General features: G+C 32.5%; 21 protein-coding genes. 11 read left to right on the top strand and 10 right to left on the bottom strand.

What is annotated here, in order from left to right; genetic code table 11:
- Positions 1-204: 204 nt before the first annotated feature.
- Complete coding sequence (tet(X), locus tag FH779_RS17535; protein WP_005790843.1) at positions 205-1,341, top strand: tetracycline-inactivating monooxygenase Tet(X); 1,137 nt, start codon at positions 205-207, stop codon at positions 1,339-1,341.
- Positions 1,342-1,638: 297 nt separating this feature from the next.
- On the opposite strand, the gene arsB is transcribed toward tet(X), so the two are convergent.
- From arsB to FH779_RS17500, 7 genes are all read right to left on the bottom strand, one after another.
- Positions 1,639-2,667, bottom strand: a complete 1,029-nt coding sequence (gene arsB, locus FH779_RS17530) for an ACR3 family arsenite efflux transporter (protein WP_180906895.1) — start codon at positions 2,665-2,667, stop codon at positions 1,639-1,641.
- 3 nt (positions 2,668-2,670) lie between these two features.
- The gene (locus FH779_RS17525) at positions 2,671-3,285 is read right to left on the bottom strand and encodes an arsenate-mycothiol transferase ArsC (protein ID WP_180906894.1); all 615 of its coding nucleotides are present in this window, start codon (positions 3,283-3,285) and stop codon (positions 2,671-2,673) included.
- A 19-nt stretch (positions 3,286-3,304) separates the two neighbouring features.
- A complete protein-coding gene (locus tag FH779_RS17520) occupies positions 3,305-3,769 on the bottom strand; it encodes a DUF6428 family protein (protein WP_180906893.1) in 465 nt (154 codons plus the stop codon).
- A gap of 71 nt (positions 3,770-3,840) precedes the next feature.
- Positions 3,841-4,170: an ArsR/SmtB family transcription factor gene (locus tag FH779_RS17515; protein WP_180906892.1), complete on the bottom strand. Its 330-nt coding sequence runs from the start codon at positions 4,168-4,170 to the stop codon at positions 3,841-3,843.
- A gap of 216 nt (positions 4,171-4,386) precedes the next feature.
- The gene (locus FH779_RS17510; RefSeq protein ID WP_180906891.1) at positions 4,387-4,971 is read right to left on the bottom strand and encodes a hypothetical protein; all 585 of its coding nucleotides are present in this window, start codon (positions 4,969-4,971) and stop codon (positions 4,387-4,389) included.
- 2 nt (positions 4,972-4,973) lie between these two features.
- Complete coding sequence (locus FH779_RS17505; protein ID WP_180906890.1) at positions 4,974-5,816, bottom strand: relaxase/mobilization nuclease domain-containing protein; 843 nt, start codon at positions 5,814-5,816, stop codon at positions 4,974-4,976.
- Positions 5,806-6,126 carry a plasmid mobilization protein gene (locus tag FH779_RS17500; RefSeq protein WP_180906889.1) on the bottom strand — a complete coding sequence of 107 codons (321 nt, stop codon included), beginning with the start codon at positions 6,124-6,126 and terminating at the stop codon, positions 5,806-5,808. Before FH779_RS17500 ends, FH779_RS17505 begins: the two co-directional genes overlap by 11 nt.
- Before the next feature lie 898 nt (positions 6,127-7,024).
- On the opposite strand from FH779_RS17500, the gene FH779_RS17495 reads away from it, so the two are divergent.
- The 6 genes from FH779_RS17495 (at position 7,025) to lnu(H) (ending at position 10,722) form a co-directional block, all read left to right on the top strand.
- Positions 7,025-8,029 (top strand): replication initiation protein, encoded by a 1,005-nt coding sequence (locus FH779_RS17495; RefSeq protein WP_180906888.1) that lies wholly within the window; start codon positions 7,025-7,027, stop codon positions 8,027-8,029.
- Positions 8,030-8,167: 138 nt separating this feature from the next.
- Positions 8,168-8,629 (top strand): hypothetical protein, encoded by a 462-nt coding sequence (locus FH779_RS17490; protein WP_180906887.1) that lies wholly within the window; start codon positions 8,168-8,170, stop codon positions 8,627-8,629.
- Positions 8,629-8,841, top strand: coding sequence for a hypothetical protein (locus tag FH779_RS17485; protein ID WP_180906886.1), 213 nt, complete (start codon positions 8,629-8,631; stop codon positions 8,839-8,841). The genes FH779_RS17490 and FH779_RS17485 overlap by 1 nt, the downstream gene beginning before the upstream one ends.
- Before the next feature lie 23 nt (positions 8,842-8,864).
- A complete protein-coding gene (locus FH779_RS17480) occupies positions 8,865-9,104 on the top strand; it encodes a hypothetical protein (RefSeq protein ID WP_180906885.1) in 240 nt (79 codons plus the stop codon).
- A 3-nt stretch (positions 9,105-9,107) separates the two neighbouring features.
- Positions 9,108-9,392: a type II toxin-antitoxin system RelE/ParE family toxin gene (locus FH779_RS17475; RefSeq protein ID WP_180906884.1), complete on the top strand. Its 285-nt coding sequence runs from the start codon at positions 9,108-9,110 to the stop codon at positions 9,390-9,392.
- A gap of 547 nt (positions 9,393-9,939) precedes the next feature.
- Complete coding sequence (gene lnu(H), locus FH779_RS17470; RefSeq protein ID WP_051021433.1) at positions 9,940-10,722, top strand: lincosamide nucleotidyltransferase Lnu(H); 783 nt, start codon at positions 9,940-9,942, stop codon at positions 10,720-10,722.
- A 217-nt stretch (positions 10,723-10,939) separates the two neighbouring features.
- On the opposite strand, the gene mph is transcribed toward lnu(H), so the two are convergent.
- Together mph and mef(C) are read right to left on the bottom strand one after the other, a co-directional pair.
- Complete coding sequence (gene mph, locus FH779_RS17465) at positions 10,940-11,824, bottom strand: Mph(E)/Mph(G) family macrolide 2'-phosphotransferase (protein ID WP_078213155.1); 885 nt, start codon at positions 11,822-11,824, stop codon at positions 10,940-10,942.
- A 4-nt stretch (positions 11,825-11,828) separates the two neighbouring features.
- The gene (mef(C), locus tag FH779_RS17460) at positions 11,829-13,052 is read right to left on the bottom strand and encodes a macrolide efflux MFS transporter Mef(C) (RefSeq protein WP_085286200.1); all 1,224 of its coding nucleotides are present in this window, start codon (positions 13,050-13,052) and stop codon (positions 11,829-11,831) included.
- Between the two features lie 683 nt (positions 13,053-13,735).
- On the opposite strand from mef(C), the gene FH779_RS17455 reads away from it, so the two are divergent.
- The 4 genes from FH779_RS17455 (at position 13,736) to FH779_RS17440 (ending at position 17,966) form a co-directional block, all read left to right on the top strand.
- Positions 13,736-14,284, top strand: a complete 549-nt coding sequence (locus tag FH779_RS17455; protein WP_180906897.1) for a hypothetical protein — start codon at positions 13,736-13,738, stop codon at positions 14,282-14,284.
- A gap of 94 nt (positions 14,285-14,378) precedes the next feature.
- The gene (locus tag FH779_RS17450) at positions 14,379-15,350 is read left to right on the top strand and encodes an IS30 family transposase (protein ID WP_180906896.1); all 972 of its coding nucleotides are present in this window, start codon (positions 14,379-14,381) and stop codon (positions 15,348-15,350) included.
- 274 nt (positions 15,351-15,624) lie between these two features.
- A complete protein-coding gene (gene tet(36), locus FH779_RS17445) occupies positions 15,625-17,544 on the top strand; it encodes a tetracycline resistance ribosomal protection protein Tet(36) (protein WP_150433341.1) in 1,920 nt (639 codons plus the stop codon).
- A gap of 80 nt (positions 17,545-17,624) precedes the next feature.
- Complete coding sequence (locus tag FH779_RS17440) at positions 17,625-17,966, top strand: winged helix-turn-helix transcriptional regulator (protein WP_150433340.1); 342 nt, start codon at positions 17,625-17,627, stop codon at positions 17,964-17,966.
- 885 nt (positions 17,967-18,851) lie between these two features.
- On the opposite strand, the gene catB is transcribed toward FH779_RS17440, so the two are convergent.
- Positions 18,852-19,481: a type B chloramphenicol O-acetyltransferase gene (gene catB / locus FH779_RS17435; protein WP_014043450.1), complete on the bottom strand. Its 630-nt coding sequence runs from the start codon at positions 19,479-19,481 to the stop codon at positions 18,852-18,854.
- Positions 19,482-19,650: the final 169 nt, after the last annotated feature.

Below are 19,650 nucleotides of genomic sequence, written 5' to 3'. Positions count from 1 at the left end.
GTACAAAATTCAACTTTTGTGCTTTTTATTCCGCCGAATGTGTTCCACATTCAGCTTTTTTTTAATAATTTAGCTTCTGTGGAAACACATCGGCTACGTCACTGCTAAATTGAACTTTCGGTTCAATTTATCCGCCACTTCGCCAATGCGTTTCCCGTTATGTGCCATTTTTGAATGACAATGTGAATAGATACAGACAAACAAATGAATTTACTTAGTGATAAGAACGTTGCAATAATTGGTGGTGGACCCGTTGGACTGACTATGGCAAAATTATTACAGCAAAACGGCATAGACGTTTCAGTTTACGAAAGAGACAACGACCGAGAGGCAAGAATTTTTGGTGGAACCCTTGACCTACACAAAGGTTCAGGTCAGGAAGCAATGAAAAAAGCGGGATTGTTACAAACTTATTATGACTTAGCCTTACCAATGGGTGTAAATATTGCTGATGAAAAAGGCAATATTTTATCCACAAAAAATGTAAAGCCCGAAAATCGATTTGACAATCCTGAAATAAACAGAAATGACTTAAGGGCTATCTTGTTGAATAGTTTAGAAAACGACACGGTTATTTGGGATAGAAAACTTGTTATGCTTGAACCTGGTAAGAAGAAGTGGACACTAACTTTTGAGAATAAACCGAGTGAAACAGCAGATTTGGTTATTCTTGCCAATGGCGGGATGTCCAAGGTAAGAAAATTTGTTACCGACACGGAAGTTGAAGAAACAGGTACTTTCAATATACAAGCCGATATTCATCAACCAGAGATAAACTGTCCTGGATTTTTTCAGCTATGCAATGGAAACCGGCTAATGGCATCTCACCAAGGTAATTTATTATTTGCTAACCCCAATAATAATGGTGCATTGCATTTTGGAATAAGTTTTAAAACACCTGATGAATGGAAAAACCAAACGCAGGTAGATTTTCAAAACAGAAATAGTGTCGTTGATTTTCTTCTGAAAGAATTTTCCGATTGGGACGAACGCTACAAAGAATTGATTCATACGACGTTGTCATTTGTAGGATTGGCTACACGGATATTTCCTTTAGAAAAGCCTTGGAAAAGCAAGCGCCCATTACCCATAACAATGATTGGGGATGCCGCACATTTGATGCCGCCTTTTGCAGGGCAGGGAGTAAATAGTGGGTTGGTGGATGCCTTGATATTGTCTGATAATCTAGCCGATGGAAAATTTAATAGCATTGAAGAGGCTGTTAAAAATTATGAACAGCAAATGTTTATCTATGGCAAAGAAGCACAAGAAGAATCAACTCAAAACGAAATTGAAATGTTTAAACCCGACTTTACGTTTCAGCAATTGTTAAATGTATAAAATGGAATAAAACGGCACATAACAAACAAATTGGCAATAGAGCCGGTGAAGTACTTCTATTGAACTTTTGTGCAATGTTGAAGATTAGTAATTCTATTCAACATTTGTGCTAAAAGTCGGCTCCATCGCCAATTTGCCAAACGTTAAGCAATCAAAAAGAACATAACACGTTTTATGTTAAACAATATATAGGAACTTTTATAAAACATCATAAAATAAAAAAGCCACGATCTGTTTAGGTCGTGGCTTTTATGTTTATATATATCTTATATACTTTACATAATCTCTGTTATAAGTTTAATAATATTTTTTCTTCAACCATAGACTGGCTTTTACTAATAGAATTAAAACAGGAACTTCAACTAATGGACCTATTACACCTACAAAAGCCTGTGGAGAATGAATACCGAAAACTGCAATAGAAACTGCAATTGCTAATTCAAAATTATTACCTGTAGCAGTAAAAGATATTGAAGCGTTCTTGTCATATGGAACTTTCAATGACTTGTTCACAAAGAAGCTTACAAAAAACATTAGAACAAAATAAATAATTAAAGGAATGGCAACTTTAACAACGTCCATTGGTAATTCTAAAATTTTATCTCCTTTAAGACTAAACATTACAACTATCGTAAATAATAATGCATACAAAGTAATCGGTGAAATTTTAGGCACAAATTTGTGATTATACCATTCTATTCCTTTTGCTTTAACTAAAGTATAACGTGTAATAAACCCAGCTAAAAAAGGTATTCCTAAGTATATTAATACACTTTGTGTTACCTCTCCCATTGATACTGACACATTGAAATTAGCTAAGCCTAATTTACTTGGAAGTACATTTATAAAAAGCCAAACTAAAAAGCTATAACTAAATACTTGGAAAATACTATTTAAAGCTACAAGCATTGCTGTATATTCTCTATTTGCTTTAGCTAAATCACTCCAAACAATAACCATTGCAATACATCTTGCTAATCCAATAAGAATTAAACCTGTCATATAATGTGGTTCATCGTGTAGAAATAAGACAGCTAACCCAAACATTAATAATGTACCTATAAACCAATTTAGTATTAAAGAAATACCTATGATTTTTTTATCTTTAAAAGCTTGTGGTAATAATGAATAATCCACCTTTGCTAATGGTGGAAACATCATTAATATTAACCCTATTGCCAAAGGAATATTAGTTGTACCTACACTCAAGCTATCTGTAACTTGAGAAACATTAGGAAATATATAACCTATAAATACTCCTAATGCCATAGCAAGGAAAATCCATAAAGTTAGATTTCTATCTAAGAATTTTAATTTTGGTTGCATTTTTTAGTTTTTAATTTGAGAAAATACATACAACATTTCTGAAGCTATTTCAATACTTTTCTGTTTATAAACTTCCATTTGTTGAGCAGTTCCATCAGATATTTTTGGATCTTCAAAAGTGATAGGTATTCTTTTCTCTGCTCCTGGAATAAAAGGACAACCTCCATCAGCTTGTGAACAGGTCAAAACTGCGACAAATTGTGATGTAGGATTAAATATATCATCATATTTTTTAGAAAAACCAATGATTGATTGCGTATTCTCATCATACTTAATTGCATAAATAGGGTTAGAATTATCTGCTATGATTTGAATATTTAAACCTTGACTCATTAACGTTTCTGCTACTTTAGGAAATAAAGCTGTTACTTCTGTTCCTCCCGAATAACATTGTACATTAGGAATATTAAAATATGCGGCTGCTACCTGCGCCCAAACTTGTGAAAGATGACTTCTTCGAGAATTATGTGTGCAAATAAAGTTAATATTTACAGTTTGTTTACAATCAACTTTTTGTTGAATATAATCTATAAAAGGCTGTAAAACAGCCTTTCTTTCAATAGATATAATATCAATATTTTGTATTATAGAAATCTCTTTAAATAATTTTAAATACATATAAAAATTATTTTTATACTTAACAACAACCGGAATTTGGTGTACAAGAAGAATTATCTTCTTTTACTCTAAATTTATTATCAGTTGCAAGTGGGATTCCACAGGCATCTTCTGCCAAACAAGCAGTTAATTTATTTTTCAAAACAAAGTTTTTGCCATTAAATTCCAAATCATACTTACCTATCGTTCCTGCTTGATATTCAACCTCTATTTCTCCATTTTCAATACCTAATTTATTTTCTGACAATTCTATAATGTGTAATAATTTATTAGGTTTTAATCTATGTTCATAATCATCTGCATTCCATAATTGAAAATTGACAACTTTTTCATTTCTAATAGTTCCACCACAATCAATGAAATTTTTAATAATTTGTCCAACTTCTGTAACATGAAAGTGTTCCGGTACGAATGTTCCATCTTCTAATTGAAATTCTACATTTTCTAATTTTGGTAGTATTTCTTTAATCTCTGATAATTTCATAATTATTTATATTTTATTATTATATAATTCAATATCGTAATATTACGATTATAGTAGATATAAAATTGCTTTTAACAGCATTGATTTATATTTACATTTTGATTGAAAAAAGAAATTAATTTATTTTTAATTTCATTCCAAATATTTTCATCAATACAATAGCATACTGATTTGCCCTCTATATTTCCTTGAATAATTCCTATACTTTTTAATTCCTTTAAATGCTGAGAAATAGTAGCCTGTGCTAAACCTAGTTCATCTACTAAATCATTACATATACAAGCTTTTTGATTGATTATATGTTGTATAATTGCAATACGAGCTGGATGTCCTAATACTTTAAACAAAATAGATAATTTATTTTGTTCATCTGTGAAAAATTCTGTTTTAGTAATACCCATATCTAAATATTTAACATCGCAATATTACGATAATAAAATTAAATAATCAATCTATTTTTTAATATTTAACATAAGTGTTATTATAGCCTCTATTTTTTGTTGCATTTAGCTGATTTTGAAGCAGTGCCGAATTGGATAAATACAAACAAAAAAATATATGATCTACAGCCCCCTGTTTGCGTTGAAGTTTGATTATTCAAACAGGTCAAAAAGAAGTTAATCCGTTGTTTTATCAATTTCATTGCTTAATTTTTCAAAGTCTTTCGGATTCTTTTTAATCCATTTATTAAATTTCTCTAAAAAGATTGCATTTTCTTGGGTATTATACTGCCCGTTTTGGATAAGTTCTTTTTTGTATTCTTCTCGTATATCTGATTTATTTTTAAATCCGATTGAATAAGTGAAATAAAAGAAAACAACAGCTAAAAGAATTAATCCTAAACCGATGTATGTGAAATTTATATCTTTTTTTACTGTTTTCAACTCTTCTGCTTGACGTTCTGATGTCTTGATATATTCTTGTATATTTTTAAATAAATCATCCTTAAAACGGCTTAAAAAAGCTTGTTCGTTTTCAATGGTACTTTTCAAATTAGAATTAAAGCTATTATTAGCTGTAATAAAGGGGTCTAAATTGATTTTTAACTCTCTGTTATAGTTTTCTTCCAAACGTTCTAAAAAACGCCTTTGAATTTGCTCTGTCGTTGTTTTATTAACGGCTAAATCTTTGCGAAGTTCTTCAAGTGTAAACTCTAAAACTTTCGCCAACTGTTCTGTTCCTATTTGTTTTCTTGTTACCATAATTATAAACTTAGTCCTCTACTTCTTGATTTTGTTATTTTTAACTCTTGTACTTCTTCCAAAATCTTTTCAGTAGGAAGATTTTGCCTTATGTTTTCAAGTGGTTTGCTTAATTTACTATCAATTGTTACCCTATTTTCAATTAAGTCTTTTAAACCAACGTTTTTATGGATTTCAGAGGCTTTAAAATTTAACTCACTTTCTCTGTGTTTAAGCCTATAGCCTTGCATTTCTCCATTTTTATTGACGGTTGGTTGAACTTCTATGCCTTTAGAATACATATAATCCTTGTATTCGTTAAAATTGTTGGATTTCTCTTTTGCAAATTCGTGAGCTTGGTGTATTTCTTTTTTTAAGGGTTTTAGTTCAATTTGCTTTAATTGTGCCATTTCTTTTGCGGTAATTAAGCCTTTTTCTTGGGCTATTTTCTCGGCACTTTCTTGACACTTTTTAGAGATAAATTGGTCGCTATGAGCATTGCCATCTAAATCTATTCGATTACAAATAATGTGTATATGAGGGTGTTTTGTACTTCGATGGGCAGTCATTAAGTACTGATTATTTTCTAATCCTAAATTTTTAAGATGGGCCTGTCCAAAGTCTTTTAATTCTTCATTGCTCCAATGTTTTTTTTCTTCACTTGGGCTTAAAACAATGCTGTAGGTGTTGTTACTGCAATTATGGTTGAATTGTTGGATTTCTCTAAATTCTGCGATTATTTCATTGCCATTATTTCCCGAAATTAAATTGCGGTCAAGTTCTACTGCTTGACCTTTTTCTTTATCGTTCATAATGTAGTCAATTGCTTGTGCACTTCCTTTTGTTGCTGAACCTTTACTTACCATTGACAATAGTTTTTAGGTGTTGATTGATTAACTTAATTGTTTGTTCAATTTCTTCATTCAAACCTTTTTCTTTCCCTTTGATTAGGTTTGATATTCGTGCAAAATTGGTCTGATATTGTTTTAAGGTTTTATAACTGTCCAATTCCTCCGAAGTCATTGGGGGTTTGATTTGACGATTAAGGGCAGAACTTAAAACAAATTCAGATAGGGTTAATCCGCTATCTTCTGCTTTTATTTTTAATATTTTTTTTTCAAATGATGTTAAACGCAGTTGTATTTTTTCGGTTTTCTTTTCAAAGTATTCTTTCATAAATTTCTAATATTGAGCGATAGCGAATCCTTTTTGACCAAAGGGAGAAAACAAGAGGTGCGTAGGCAGTGAAAAATGGAGCGAAAGCGGAATTTTGTACTGACAAGCACACCTCTTGACCTCTCAATTCTTAGTAAGTTAGTATTTAGCCTCGTTTTCGCCAAATTTTGAGCCGACTTTAACATTTGTAACTTACTTATTTACAATACACAACATCAATAAAACAAAAATCCAACAGAATTAATTTTATTATTTCATTTACAATATTGTTAATTTGTTTTTTAACGAATTTTTGAAGCTATTTTTTACAGATTTTTTCGATAAAAAATCAAGTGAAGAAAAAGTCTAATATGAAAAATTTGAAATAATGCGTTTTAAACAACTTTAACTATTCAAAACATGTATAATACTATAAAAAATGAAAAGTAAGCTCAGAATTGAAATAATCACCATTTTGAGCTATTATTTAAATAGACTAAACCTTTAAAGAATAAAAATCGCCGCCCCCTGGTGCGACCTGCGGTCTGCTGAATCCTTTTTTTGTTTTGTTTTTTCCACTCTAACGAATTCAGCGAGTTTAAAATAAGGAGGCAAGTTTCGATTTTTCATAGAAAAATTAACCCTTAAAAGACTAAAAAAAACACTATGTTTTTGTATTAATTAAACATAGCTTATCTAACATTACTTATCGGCTTATGACAAAAAACGAATAATATTTTGATTATCATAGTTTTTACAAGGATTTAAAAAACACGAACTATTACTTTTTGAATACTCTACTATTACTTTTCGAATACTTTTTAATCGCCTTATTATTACTTTTTGAATACTTACTATTACTTGTGATTTGTAAGTAATATTTGATTATATTTGTATTCATCAGGTAATAATAACTACTATGAATATTAAAAATAAAGAGGTGTTACAATCTTATATCTTAACTACAGCAAAATACGATTATTCTGTTTATGAAAAGAGAATTTTATACCGAATCATAGAGTTAAATCAAAACTTAATTGAAAGTAAAAAACTAAATCAAAACTATTCCATTGAAAAAGATATTTATGATGATGTTAAATACACATTACCAATATCTTCATTCCTAAACGGAGAAGAAGATAAAAATCATACAAGAGTAAAAAATGCTTTAAAAAGTCTACAGAGAAAAGTAATTTCCTATGAAGATGAGAATGAGTACAAAAGTGATGGAATTATTTTTAAAGTAAGAATTAATAAATATTCTCAATCTGTTTCGTTTTTTATTACAGATTGGATATATCAAACTCTTATGGACTTTTCTAAAGGATATAGAAAATATGAGTTAGCAACTGCTATGAAATTTGAAAGTGTTTATTCTATGAGATTTTATGAACTTTTTTCAAATCAAAAAACACCTATTAATTACTCTATAGAAACCCTTAAAGAAATATTTGGACTAGAAAATAAATATAAACTAACTACTAATTTTATTAATAAGGTTATCATACCTGCAAAAAAAGAACTTGATAAATGTTCACCATATACATTTCACTACGACTTAATTAAAACAGGTCGAAAAATAACAAGTATTCGATTTATCCCAGTTCATCAACCACAATTTGAAGATGAAAGCATTAAAAAACAAAAGGTTTTAAAACAAATGTCTAATCGTTGGTTTATCCCTAAAAACATAGAGGATTATCTAAAATATAATTACGAGTTTACAGACAAAGAATTAAGTAATAATCTTAATTTATTTGAGACTTTATATAACAACTTATCAGAAGAAGAGTTGTTGGATTTTTTAGTAGATCTAAAAGAACAATCTATACTTTATGAAATAAAGAATTTAAAGGCTTATTTAATAGGTTCATTAAAAAATAAAATAGATCAAATTTTAGATAAAAAATATTCAAATAAATAAATAGCGACAATATAACGACAACTTAACGACACTAAAAATTACATTTTATCCCTTGTATAATAAACGTTTATATTAAACAAGGGATTTTACAAACACAAAATAGCGACAACATAACGACAGCTTAAATAACTTGAAAACATGAATCAAAAATACACGTCAGACGACCTATCAAAAGCCTTAAATATAAGTAAACGCACAGCTCAAAGATATATCGATAAGATTTTTGATAAATCAAATAAAGAAGTCTCGTTTGAAGAAGATGTATTCAACATCTTAATCCAACGACACAATAACGACAACTTAACGACAGATAACGACAACGGAATTACAGAGTACTTTACAGAAGATGAATATATAGAATTTCAAAAAAGACTAACTGAATACCCTTTATTAAAAAAGCAATTAGAAGATTCTAAAGAGAATTTGACCACACTTTTAAATGAATTAGAATATCATAAATCTGCATATACGAAGCAATTAATATTACACGAAAAACTAATAGAATCTATTTCAGAGAAAGCCATTAATGAACGAATAATGTTAGATACTATTAAACAACGCAATTTTATTGAAGCAAAAGAAAAAGGATTAGATCAATAATGAAGCGTAAATTAATTGACTTGGATTTAGAAACTGAGCGTAGGTTATCTATCCTTGCTAGTTCCAATGGAATGAGTTTGAAGAAATATATAGAGTATATACTTTTCAATCATGGAAATGAACATTCTATTACAATTGAAAAAGAGGTTAAAAAGAAAAAAGATGCTGTGAAAAACCAGTTATCTATTATAGATGAATTGAAAAAGCATTAAATTTGTATTTAAATAGATGTGTTATGAATACAAAAGAATCAAAAAGAGCAACTTCTTTAAGATTAAATAGAGATCTTTATTTAAAAATAGAGAAGCGTGCAAAAAAAGAAAATAGAAGTATTAGCAATTTATTAGAAACTATTATTTCACAAGCCTTGAATCATAATGAGCCTAATGAAGATACTATAGAAGCTATGAACGAGCTTAAAAAAGGTAATGGAATAAAATTTAATAGCGTTGACGAGTTGTTTAAAAGCATATAAATAATGTTTAAAATAGTCGCTTCTAATAAATTCATAAAAGACTTGAAATTACTAAAAAAACGTAGTAATTCTGACTTTGAAATTTTACAAAGTTTTTTAAATAATCTTGCCGAACAAGGGAATAAAGGAATTAGCAAGAAACATAAACCTCATAAATTAAAAGGAGAATATAAAGGATATTGGGAATGCCATGTAAAACCTGACTTACTTTTAATCTGGAATGAAGATTCAGAAATAATGCTTCTAGAATTAGTTAGAACAGGTACTCACTCTGATCTTTTCAAATAAAGCTTTGATTTTATAAAATCAAGGCTTTATTTGTCTGTATAGGATAACTCCATTTCAACGCAAACAGAGGGCTACAAAGCACTTCTTTTTTGATTTTCGTTTATCTGATTCGGCACTATTTGTAAATCAATGATTTGCACCAAAAAATAAAGGCTATAATAAGAATTATGTTAAGTAATGAAATAGATTAATAAAGTATCAATTGTAGAGTTTCGTGATCCATGATTGAGAATTTAAAAATTTTAAATAAAAACCTCGCTATTCATACAAATGTTATTTAGATAATATAGACTATCAAAGAATTTATTACTTTTAACAAAGTAATTACACGAAATACGGATATAGGGAATATTTCACGAAACTTTTCTATTATTTACTTCGTAAATTACTATGTTAGCGGTAATTTTACCAAACAGAATGTTGAACATAAAAAAATATAATCCGATGAAGCTATAAGTAAATGTTCAAAATAAAAAAAGTGAAACTTTTTTATTGCTTTCAAAAAGCAGTGAGAATTTCTATTATCAACTTTTAAAAATTAGAAGAAATGACGCAGTTACAAATGATTAACAAAACAAAATCTATAGCTCAACAAGACGAAAATGTTTCCGCTGTTTTTATGTATGGTTCATTTACTAAAAGCGAAGGAGATAAATATTCTGATATCGAATTTTACATCTTTTTAAAAAATAAAGAAAATTTCTCGTCGGAAAAATGGGTAAATCAAATTCATCCTGTGGCATTATATTTTACAAATGAATATGGAAGCGAAGTTGCTATTTTTGAGAATATGGTCAGAGGCGAATTTCATTTTTTAAAAACGGAGGAAATTGAAATTATCAAATCTTGGGACGGAATTGTTGCATTTAGCGATTTTGACCAAATGAACCTAATCGACAAAGACGGACATTTAACGAAAACACTAAATCAAATCAAAACGAAATCGCCCGAAAGAATAACAAATGAAAACATCTTGTGGTTAAGTCAATCATTACTGAATGTTATACTGACAACAAGCAACTTAATTAAGCGAGAAGAATTTGCTCATGCTCATCATAGTTTATCAAATGTTCAGAAATATTTGCTTTGGCTTATTAGAGCAAGAACAAACAAAACCCAACATTGGGAAAGTCCAACTAAAAGTCTTGAAAAGGATATTGATACGACTTGGTATTTTGCGTATAAAACAGTAACATCGGATTTAAATCCTAAAAATATAATTTTAGCTTTTGAAAACTCATTAAATTTATCGGAAAAACTATTTGACGAACTAAATATTGAACCAAAAATGAAAGAAATCCTACATGAAATAAGAAAAAACTACCGCTAACATCGGTTTGGCGAAATGGCGGGTGACGGATTTCTATTGAACAGATGTGCTCAATTGAACGATAGTAATTTTATTCAACCACAGTACTAAAAGGCCGCCACAGCACCAAGCCGTAAACCGTTAGCTGCAAGGCTACACAACAACGCTAATAGATAAACATCCCTTGAAATAATAGGGAGCTGACCCGATTAAGGTGTCAGCCCCTACTAAAAAAAATCTACTCAACACCTAACTGTAATTTTGCAGAACTAAGATGAATTTCATCTTGTGTTTCTAAAGCAAAATATCCATAAGCTAGAGGTGCGGCAGCAGCTCGTTCAACTGCTTGTTCAAACAGTTTATCCCATACTTCTCCACCTTGTTTTTCGTATGCCGAAATTAAATTTTTCAGACTTTCTTCACCGAAAACAGTAACGTGACCTGAAAAATCTTGTGCTATATCGCTGACTTGTGCAGTTGACCAATCAATAATTCCACAAACTTCTCCATTATGATGAGTAAGTGTATGACCTGCATACAAATCACCGTGAATGAATTTTGTAAAATTCGGCCATAAGGCATCATTATCCAGCCATTTTTGGTACCGAAGTTCTAATTCGGCATTTATCCCTAATTCAGATTTCACCAAAATCAATCTTTCAGAAATCTCATTTCTAACCTGTTCAGGTGTCAAAACTTTTAGATTATTACGAAGTACTTCTTCCGTAGGAATTGAATGAAGTTCTATAAGTGCTTTCGCTAATGATGGTATATAAAGGTCGTTTTCTTTAGACATATTCCAGGTTACTTCATAAGTCTCCGCATCATAAGTAAGTGCAGGTTTTCCATCGAGCAAAGGATAGGCTACCAGTTTTTCATTAGCTATACGCCAATCAGGAACTTGAACCGAAAGGTATTTCGACACCAATTGAAGAATGCGTTTCTCATTCGCAATCTGTTCGCCTAAGGTTGTTCTTCTTGGAATACGCAACAACCACTTTGTGCCATCCCTATCTGTAGCGAAACCAACCTTAAAATCAATTCCCATTTCATTAAAACTCATTTCATCCGAAAGAATTAACCCATTTCTTTCCGCTAATTTTTGAATATCTCTATTTTTCATTTTTTTAAATATTTTTGATTTTACCTAATTGCATTAAGTTGCGAGTGCTAAACGAAAGAATACCCACAAGGATTGCCAAACAACCGCTTATGATAAACGTAATGTTTACACCAATAACTTCTGCAATCAGGCCTGTGAATAATAAACCGATTACACTTGGCAAAACTGCCAAACTATAATAAAGTGAAAATACACGTCCTAATTTTTCAGGACTTACCTCTGTTTGTACAATTGCTGTAAAACAGCCATTGAAAACAGACAGGCTGATACCGCCAATGGCTGTTACCATCACAAATCCTACAAACCAACTTGCAGGTAATACACCACTCAAAATAAATGTAAGTCCCAATAATACATACATAACATTGACTGCGACTACTTTTGAGCCTTTCAATTTGAAAATACTCAGGATGACACCGCCAATAAGCATACCTCCGCCCCAAACCACTTCTACAATTCCTATCTCCCATTTTCCTCCTGCAAAATGCCCTGTTGTGAGCAACGGAAACATAATGGCAGCTGGCATTATAACAAAGGTTATCGCCATTGCATAAAGAAAAAGATAACGCAAACCTTTGTTTTTTGAAACAGTCTGAAACCCTTCCGAAAATTCTGTAGCAATAGAATGTGCAGACGATTTTGACTTCGCAACCACATTGGGAATTTTCACCATCACGAGTGAAAGAATAGCCAGCAATGCTCCAATCAAATCCAAGTACAATACTTTTGAAATAGGAAGATAAGCAATGGCTAATGTGCCAATGGCAGGACCACCAATACTGCAAACCGAATGTAACACCTGATTAATTCCTGCTACCTTTATCAATTCATTTTGGGGTACAATCAGCGGAGCAATTGCCTGTAGTGCCGGAGCGTGAAAAGCATTACCAACAGAGCGTAAACCCAATAAAATGTATATCCATATAAGATTAACATTTTCATTTTGTAAAATGACGAGTAACAAAAGGGCACAGAGAGCTATAAAAGCATCCGAAAAAATCATTACATATTTACGATTGAGACGGTCAACATATACACCTGCTATTAAGCCTATCAATGCTTGAGGCAACATAGCTGCTATTCCTGCGTAGGCTAAAACTTCGGCTGACTTGTACTCCAGACTAAGCCATATAACAATAGCAAACTGAACAGCATAACTTGTAAGCATTGAAGCAAACTGTCCAGCCCATATAAACATATAGGTCTTAAACCATTTACGGTTTTCCATAAAAACTTGATTAAATTATACAACAAAATAATTGTAGCATAATACTAATAGAGTACTATACCATAAAAGTGGGTTTTGAAGAGAATTACCCTAATAATTATTTAATCCAAGGCTTTGCCACGTGTTGTATACTTTTTGGAAGTGAAGCCACAAAAGTACAAATTATTATCTCAAAAAATAAGCTATTTTAGCAAAATTAAGCCCAGCAGCTAACAAGGGTTTTGCAATAGTGGGGCGAAACTGCAAAGTTCAACTGTTGTTCTTCGGTTCAACTTTTGTGCAAAATTGAAGATTTGTGCTTCGATTGCCCCACCATCGCAAAGCCCCAAAACGTTATGCGTCAGTGTAAAAAAAGAAAAGACAGAGATTTATTCACTGAAAAGTCTTTGACGAACTGTCCGTTTTTTCGACATAGACAGACAGTTCGGGTTTGACAGACTTTTTACTTCTGTCAGCTTTTTCGGGCGGACAATTCCTCGCAGACTATAAAGGAAGTATTTTTGACTTTTCACTTCATTACATTGACAAATAACGAGCAAAAGCGGGACATTGTGGTTGAGAATTAGTAGGAACTTAATTTATCTCTTTTTTACGAGTGAAAACAATTATAAATGGTAAAACTATTTTTACAAGACTCAAGATTAGAACACTAAGTATTGCGAACATGAAAATTAGAAAAATATATGCTTAAGTTTTTGAGCTCAATAAAAATCAAACATAGTCAAGAAGAAAATATTGTATATAAATTATTTGTAGGGTTTCTTACATATGCTGTCATTTATTACTTTTTTCTTAAACCACTGACAATTGGACAAAGTTTTAAATACAATTTATTTGTAGAGTGGATACCTTTTATTATAGGAATTGTTATTATAACATTACTCAGACTTAACTTTTTAAAAAGACTTCACAAAGGTTTTAAGTCAATTATAGACAGAGTGTTTACATATGTTTTATTGATTATTATGGCTTCAATGATTTCTTATTCAAGTTTTGGAATTACAGCTGAAGCAATATTTCACATTGTTGGCTATAATGTTGCAAAAAACAGTAATCAGATTGTTATGACTCTGCCAATCGAAAGTGTTTATAGTTATAGAGGAAGATATAAAGTATTTTTCTATTTTAACAACAACTATGAGTACTTTAGAATTGGAAATAAACTTTTCAGAAAAATAAAAGAAATTGACATGAAAATTCAAGTTGTAAATGCAACTTTGCAGACAAAATAGGAAAGTTTGTTTTTTTCAGAGCCAGGAGGAATAACTCCCCCTTGCCCTGATGGAAAAAATGAACTATATTGTCTACCGACCAAAGTTGACATTTATGAGTCATTTAACCAGAGAACAAAGATATACTATTTGCACAATGTTGCAAAGTGGGTATCCACAATGTGAGATTGCCCGTGTAATAAATAAAGATAAATCAGTTGTCAGTCGTGAAATCCGCCGTAATGCAGATGCCCGATCTGGCGAATACAAAGATGATTTAGCGCATCGTAAATACCTGAAGCGTCAGGCATACAAAGCTAAAGCGAGAACCTTCACACCTGAGGTTGAGGCTTATGTACGAGATAAATTGCGTCTCAAATACAGTCCGGAACAAATTGCAGGTGTTGCCAAAACAAATGGAGATAACTGTGTATCACACGAACGTATTTATCAGTTTATTTGGCAAGATAAGCGTAAAAAAGGGACGCTATATCTTGACCTGAGAAACCGTGGACGTCGCTACAAAAAGCGAAGTGTGATTTACGACAAGCGGGGAACAATCCCCAATCGTACAGATATATCTCTAAGACCGCCTGAAGTTGAACTACGGGAACGCTTTGGTGATTTGGAAATTGACCTTATCATAGGCAAGGATCACAAAGGTGCCATCTTAACCATCAACGACAGGGCAACCGGAATAGCCAGACTCCGAAAATTAGATGGCAAGGATGCGGAACAACTCGCACTGGTTACTATTGATTGCCTGGAGGATTGGAAACCATTCCTGAAAACAATCACATCTGACAATGGAAAAGAGTTTTCGTGTCATCAGATGGTAGCCGGAGACTTGAAAATCGACTTTTTCTTTGCCAAGCCATATGCAAGCTGGCAAAGAGGTTCCAACGAAAACTATAATCGCTTGGTAAGGCAATATATACCGAAAAAAGTTGATTTCAATTATGTTACACATGAATATGTGAATTATGTGGAACAACAGATAAACAACAGGCCACGAAAAAGATTTGGATATTTATCCCCAAATCAGATATTTGATGGAATTTGGAATCTACTCGAAAAAAGCGGGTGATAACTTTTGGAGCCGTCCCATCGAGCTCGAAAAAAGTTATCCTCGATTTTTTCATCAAACATATCATTTAGTTAATAATCAATAAAGTTGCATTTTCAACTTGAATGTAGGGTTGATTTTAAAATTTATTTTCTACCTTTGTCACACTATGCGGCAGTAAATAATATAATTAGAAATACGAATTCAAGTTCTTGTGGTACATTCTACCATCAAGGATGTATTTTTTATGTGATGCATTTCTACAAAGCATCCGCTATATTATTTACAAAATCAAATGAAAACTATAAATATAGGTATTCTTGCACATATTGATGCAGGAAAAACCTCCATTACTGAGAACTTGCTATTTGCTAGTGGAGCAACTGAGGTACGTGGAAGTGTGGACAAAGGTAATACCACAACCGATTCGATGGATATTGAAAAACGAAGAGGTATCACCGTTAGAGCTTCTACAACGTCTATTCAATGGAACGATACAAAGATTAATATTATCGACACTCCTGGACACATGGACTTTCTAGCAGAAGTGGAACGCACTTTTAGAATGCTAGATGGTGCTATTCTTGTGGTGTCTGCTAAAGAGGGTATTCAAGCTCAAACGAGATTGTTGTTCAATGTCTTGCAACAACTAGAAATTCCAGCCATTCTATTTATCAACAAAATAGATAGAGAGGGAGTAAATCTAAATCAGCTTTATTTCGAAATACAAAATAGCCTTTCAAAAGATATTCTTCTTATGCAATCCGTTGATGGCAAGATTTTAACTTCTAGCTGTACAATACACAACATATCAGAAAAGGACAGAGAAACAATTTTGGAGAAAGATGATTCTTTGCTTGAAAAATACTTAAGCGATACGCAACTCTCAAATTCAGACTATTGGAGTTCAATGATTCATCTTGTTCAATTCGCTAAACTACATCCTATCTACCATGGCTCAGCAATGTATGGCATTGGTATCGAAGATTTGCTAAACTCAATCACTACTTTTATTGAAACATCTCTACCTCAAGAGAACGATTTATCTGCCTATGTCTATAAAATTGAGCATAATAAGAAGGAACAGAAACGAGCCTATCTAAAGATTATAGGGGGAAGCCTTAGAACAAGAAAATCATACAACCTCAATGGCTCAGATGAGAATCTGAAAATAAGAAGTTTAAAGACCTTTTACGCTGGAAACGAAATAGATGTAGATGAAGTTTCTACAAACGATATTGCAATTTTAGACCATGCCGAAAGTCTGATGGTAGGTGATTATTTAGGAACAATGCCAAGTTTATTTGATAAATTGAATATTCCTAGTCCTGCTCTCAAATCATCTATACATCCTGCCAAAGTAGAGGATAGGAGTAAATTAATTTCTGCTATGAATGTATTATCGGTAGAAGATCCATCTTTAACGTTTGGTATCAATGCTGATAATAATGAGCTAGAAGTTTCTCTTTATGGAGCAACTCAACGGGAAGTTATTTTGACTTTGTTGGAGGAGCGATTTTCGGTAGATGCTTACTTTGAAGAGGTGAAAACGATTTATAAGGAACGTCTGAAAACGAAATCGGAATACACCATTCATATCGAAGTGCCACCTAATCCTTATTGGGCATCTATTGGCTTGATTATAGAACCTTTGCCAATCGGTGCGGGACTTACGATAGAGAGCGATATTTCATTGGGCTACTTGAATCAATCTTTTCAGAATGCAGTATTCGATGGAGTCAAGAAAGCCTGTGAATCGGGTTTGTATGGCTGGAAAGTAACCGACCTTAAAGTCACTTTTTCTCACGGAATCTATTATAGTCCAGTGAGCACACCTGCCGACTTTAGAAGTTTAGCTCCCTATGTTTTTCGATTGGCTTTACAACAAGCTGATGTTGAGTTGTTGGAGCCAATCTTAGATTTTAAATTGCAAATTCCAATAGCTGTGAATGCTAGGGCTATTACAGACATCAACAAGATGCAAGGCGAAATATCTACTATTACTTCAGATGGTGATTGGACTACTATTTTGGGTGAAATTCCTTTAGATACTAGTAAAGAATACTCAGCAGAAGTCAGCTCCTACACTCAAGGCTTGGGCATTTTTGTTACTCGATTTTCGGGCTATCAAATCACCAATAAAAAGGTAAGCAGAAGTGTAGAACTGAATGAAAAAGATAAATTGATGTATATGTTTGAGAAGGAATTAGGATAAGAGAATGATAAGCAAAATAATCAAAGAATGCATTCTCGCACTATTTTTGTATCTTGTTCCTACAAATTAACTATACAATTATGTCTGAAAGAAAAATCCCTATATATCTAGAATGTGGTTATAGCATTGCTATGCAGGTGCTTGGCGGAAAGTGGAAAATTTGCATCATAGAAGCACTTCGAGATAAGCCACTACGCCCAAGTCTGATATTCAAGGAGGTGCCTGATGCAACAGAACGTGTAATAAATCAACAACTTAAAGAATTGTTGGAGTATAAGATTATAGATAGAAAAATTTATGCAGAACAACCACCTCGTACTGAGTATTTTCTGACTGATTTAGGTCGTTCCGCATTTCCTTTGTCGCTGTGGCGACAGGAAATCCGCCCGCAGCCCGCCCAAGCCCATAGCCTCGGTCGTTAGGTGTCATAGTAAAAAAAGGAAAAAGACGGATTTGTTGCTGAAAAATCTTTGAGGAACTGTCCGCTTCTTCTCGACTTTTTGACTTATCGGTTAGACTGAATTTGCTGGCTTTCGGGAGTTTGCACGGCGGACAATTCCTCGCAGATTTTAAAGGAAAGAAAATTAGACTTATTACTTTTCAGACTACGACATATAACGAACGAAATTTTGGAAATGGAGATTTCCGATTTGAATATAAGGAAACCAAGTTCATTTTTTGCAGACTCTGCTCTTTAGCGGACTGAAAGTGGTTAACGAACAAACTTGACGAAAAAACAAAAAGAAAAACAAACTCACGGACAACCCGAAAATAAAAAACCCGTTTCGGGCTGTCGTGAAAGTGCTTAAACGGAAAAATTTTCGATTCTATTTCTGCTTTCCGACTGACATTCAGTTCATTTAATTTGAGTTTCTCGACTTTAAAACTGTCGGAAAACATGAATTCTAAGACAAAAAAATCAGTTTTTATTCGTTAATTTGTGCGTAGTTTAGCGGTTAGACTTTAAGAAAAAAGAAAATATAAAATTTACAACGAATTTGAGCGTTTTCGGTTGGAAAATGCGGTTTAACAAGCGACTGAATTGTGGTTTTCGAAGTGAAAGCTCACTAAACGGCCGAAATTTAAACGACTGAAAAACAACAAACTACGACCACCTAACACACGCCTATGTTCACAGGCTGGCTGACGTGCACTTAGCAGGTTTTGCGCCCGCATTCGCCTTGTCGCTGTGCGACAGCGAATACGCCCGCAACCCGCCCGTGCCCATAGCCTCGGTCGTTATGTGTAATTTTAGCCGCAAACGCAGTTAAAACAAAAAGGCTCCGAATTTCGGAACCTTCTTTTTATCATTTCATTTTTCTAAAAAACTTGTACAACAAATCGATTTTATTTGAACAAAGAATTGGCATTGCTTCAAAAAGGGTTTCTTCATCCCATTCCCACCATTTCATTTCCTGCAATTTTTGGATGTCATCATCACTAAATCTCTTTTTTATCAATTTGGCTGGATTTCCCCCTACAATTGAATAAGGTTCAACATCTTTTGTAACCAAAGCACGACTGCCAATAACAGCTCCATCTCCTATCTGAACTCCTGGCATTATCATAGCTTCACTACCAATCCAAACATCATTCCCAACAACTGTATCTCCTGCTTTTTGAAATCCATCTTGGCTTTTACTGAAAACATCAAATTCAGACATATAAAAAAATGGAAAACTGGAAATCCAATCATATTTATGACCTTGATTACCTGCCATTATGAAACTTGCACCGCTCCCTATTGAACAATAAGAACCGATAATTAGTTTATCGACATCATTCCTGTCCGGAAACAGATAACGAGCACAATCGTCAAATGAATGACCGTGATAATAACCAGAATAATAAGAATATTTACCCGAAATTATATTGGGATTAGTTATGTGGTCTTTGATTATTTTTCCTTTAAAAGGACTTTCGAAGAAATTTTTCATTATTTAACATATTTAATTTACAATAAGAGACAATAAGGAAACGAAGAATAATACTAAACTATTCTCTTCCTATACGTTGCGTAAAGTAAATATGCTAATCTGATAATTTCATCTGACAAAGATACAAAAAAACTACACATAACATCGCATTGGCAAAATGGCGGGTTAA

The sequence above is a fragment of the Empedobacter falsenii genome, from assembly GCF_013488205.1.
Taxonomy (GTDB): domain Bacteria; phylum Bacteroidota; class Bacteroidia; order Flavobacteriales; family Weeksellaceae; genus Empedobacter; species Empedobacter falsenii_C.
This window is presented reverse-complemented; position numbering and strand designations above follow the sequence as displayed.

What these genes read in the sequence shown, in the direction of transcription:
- FH779_RS17525 (WP_180906894.1), bottom strand. Translation starts at nt 3,285, where the DNA reads ATGTATTTAAAATTATTTAAAGAGATTTCTATAATACAAAATATTGAT.
- FH779_RS17515 (WP_180906892.1), bottom strand. Translation starts at nt 4,170, where the DNA reads ATGGGTATTACTAAAACAGAATTTTTCACAGATGAACAAAATAAATTA.
- FH779_RS17440 (WP_150433340.1), top strand. Translation starts at nt 17,625, where the DNA reads ATGTCTGAAAGAAAAATCCCTATATATCTAGAATGTGGTTATAGCATT.
- FH779_RS17450 (WP_180906896.1), top strand. Translation starts at nt 14,379, where the DNA reads ATGAGTCATTTAACCAGAGAACAAAGATATACTATTTGCACAATGTTG.
- FH779_RS17510 (WP_180906891.1), bottom strand. Translation starts at nt 4,971, where the DNA reads ATGGTAACAAGAAAACAAATAGGAACAGAACAGTTGGCGAAAGTTTTA.
- FH779_RS17500 (WP_180906889.1), bottom strand. Translation starts at nt 6,126, where the DNA reads ATGAAAGAATACTTTGAAAAGAAAACCGAAAAAATACAACTGCGTTTA.
- FH779_RS17495 (WP_180906888.1), top strand. Translation starts at nt 7,025, where the DNA reads ATGAATATTAAAAATAAAGAGGTGTTACAATCTTATATCTTAACTACA.
- arsB (WP_180906895.1), bottom strand. Translation starts at nt 2,667, where the DNA reads ATGCAACCAAAATTAAAATTCTTAGATAGAAATCTAACTTTATGGATT.
- mph (WP_078213155.1), bottom strand. Translation starts at nt 11,824, where the DNA reads ATGAAAAATAGAGATATTCAAAAATTAGCGGAAAGAAATGGGTTAATT.
- FH779_RS17520 (WP_180906893.1), bottom strand. Translation starts at nt 3,769, where the DNA reads ATGAAATTATCAGAGATTAAAGAAATACTACCAAAATTAGAAAATGTA.
- FH779_RS17455 (WP_180906897.1), top strand. Translation starts at nt 13,736, where the DNA reads ATGCTTAAGTTTTTGAGCTCAATAAAAATCAAACATAGTCAAGAAGAA.
- FH779_RS17485 (WP_180906886.1), top strand. Translation starts at nt 8,629, where the DNA reads ATGAAGCGTAAATTAATTGACTTGGATTTAGAAACTGAGCGTAGGTTA.
- catB (WP_014043450.1), bottom strand. Translation starts at nt 19,481, where the DNA reads ATGAAAAATTTCTTCGAAAGTCCTTTTAAAGGAAAAATAATCAAAGAC.
- FH779_RS17490 (WP_180906887.1), top strand. Translation starts at nt 8,168, where the DNA reads ATGAATCAAAAATACACGTCAGACGACCTATCAAAAGCCTTAAATATA.
- FH779_RS17505 (WP_180906890.1), bottom strand. Translation starts at nt 5,816, where the DNA reads ATGGTAAGTAAAGGTTCAGCAACAAAAGGAAGTGCACAAGCAATTGAC.
- FH779_RS17475 (WP_180906884.1), top strand. Translation starts at nt 9,108, where the DNA reads ATGTTTAAAATAGTCGCTTCTAATAAATTCATAAAAGACTTGAAATTA.
- FH779_RS17480 (WP_180906885.1), top strand. Translation starts at nt 8,865, where the DNA reads ATGAATACAAAAGAATCAAAAAGAGCAACTTCTTTAAGATTAAATAGA.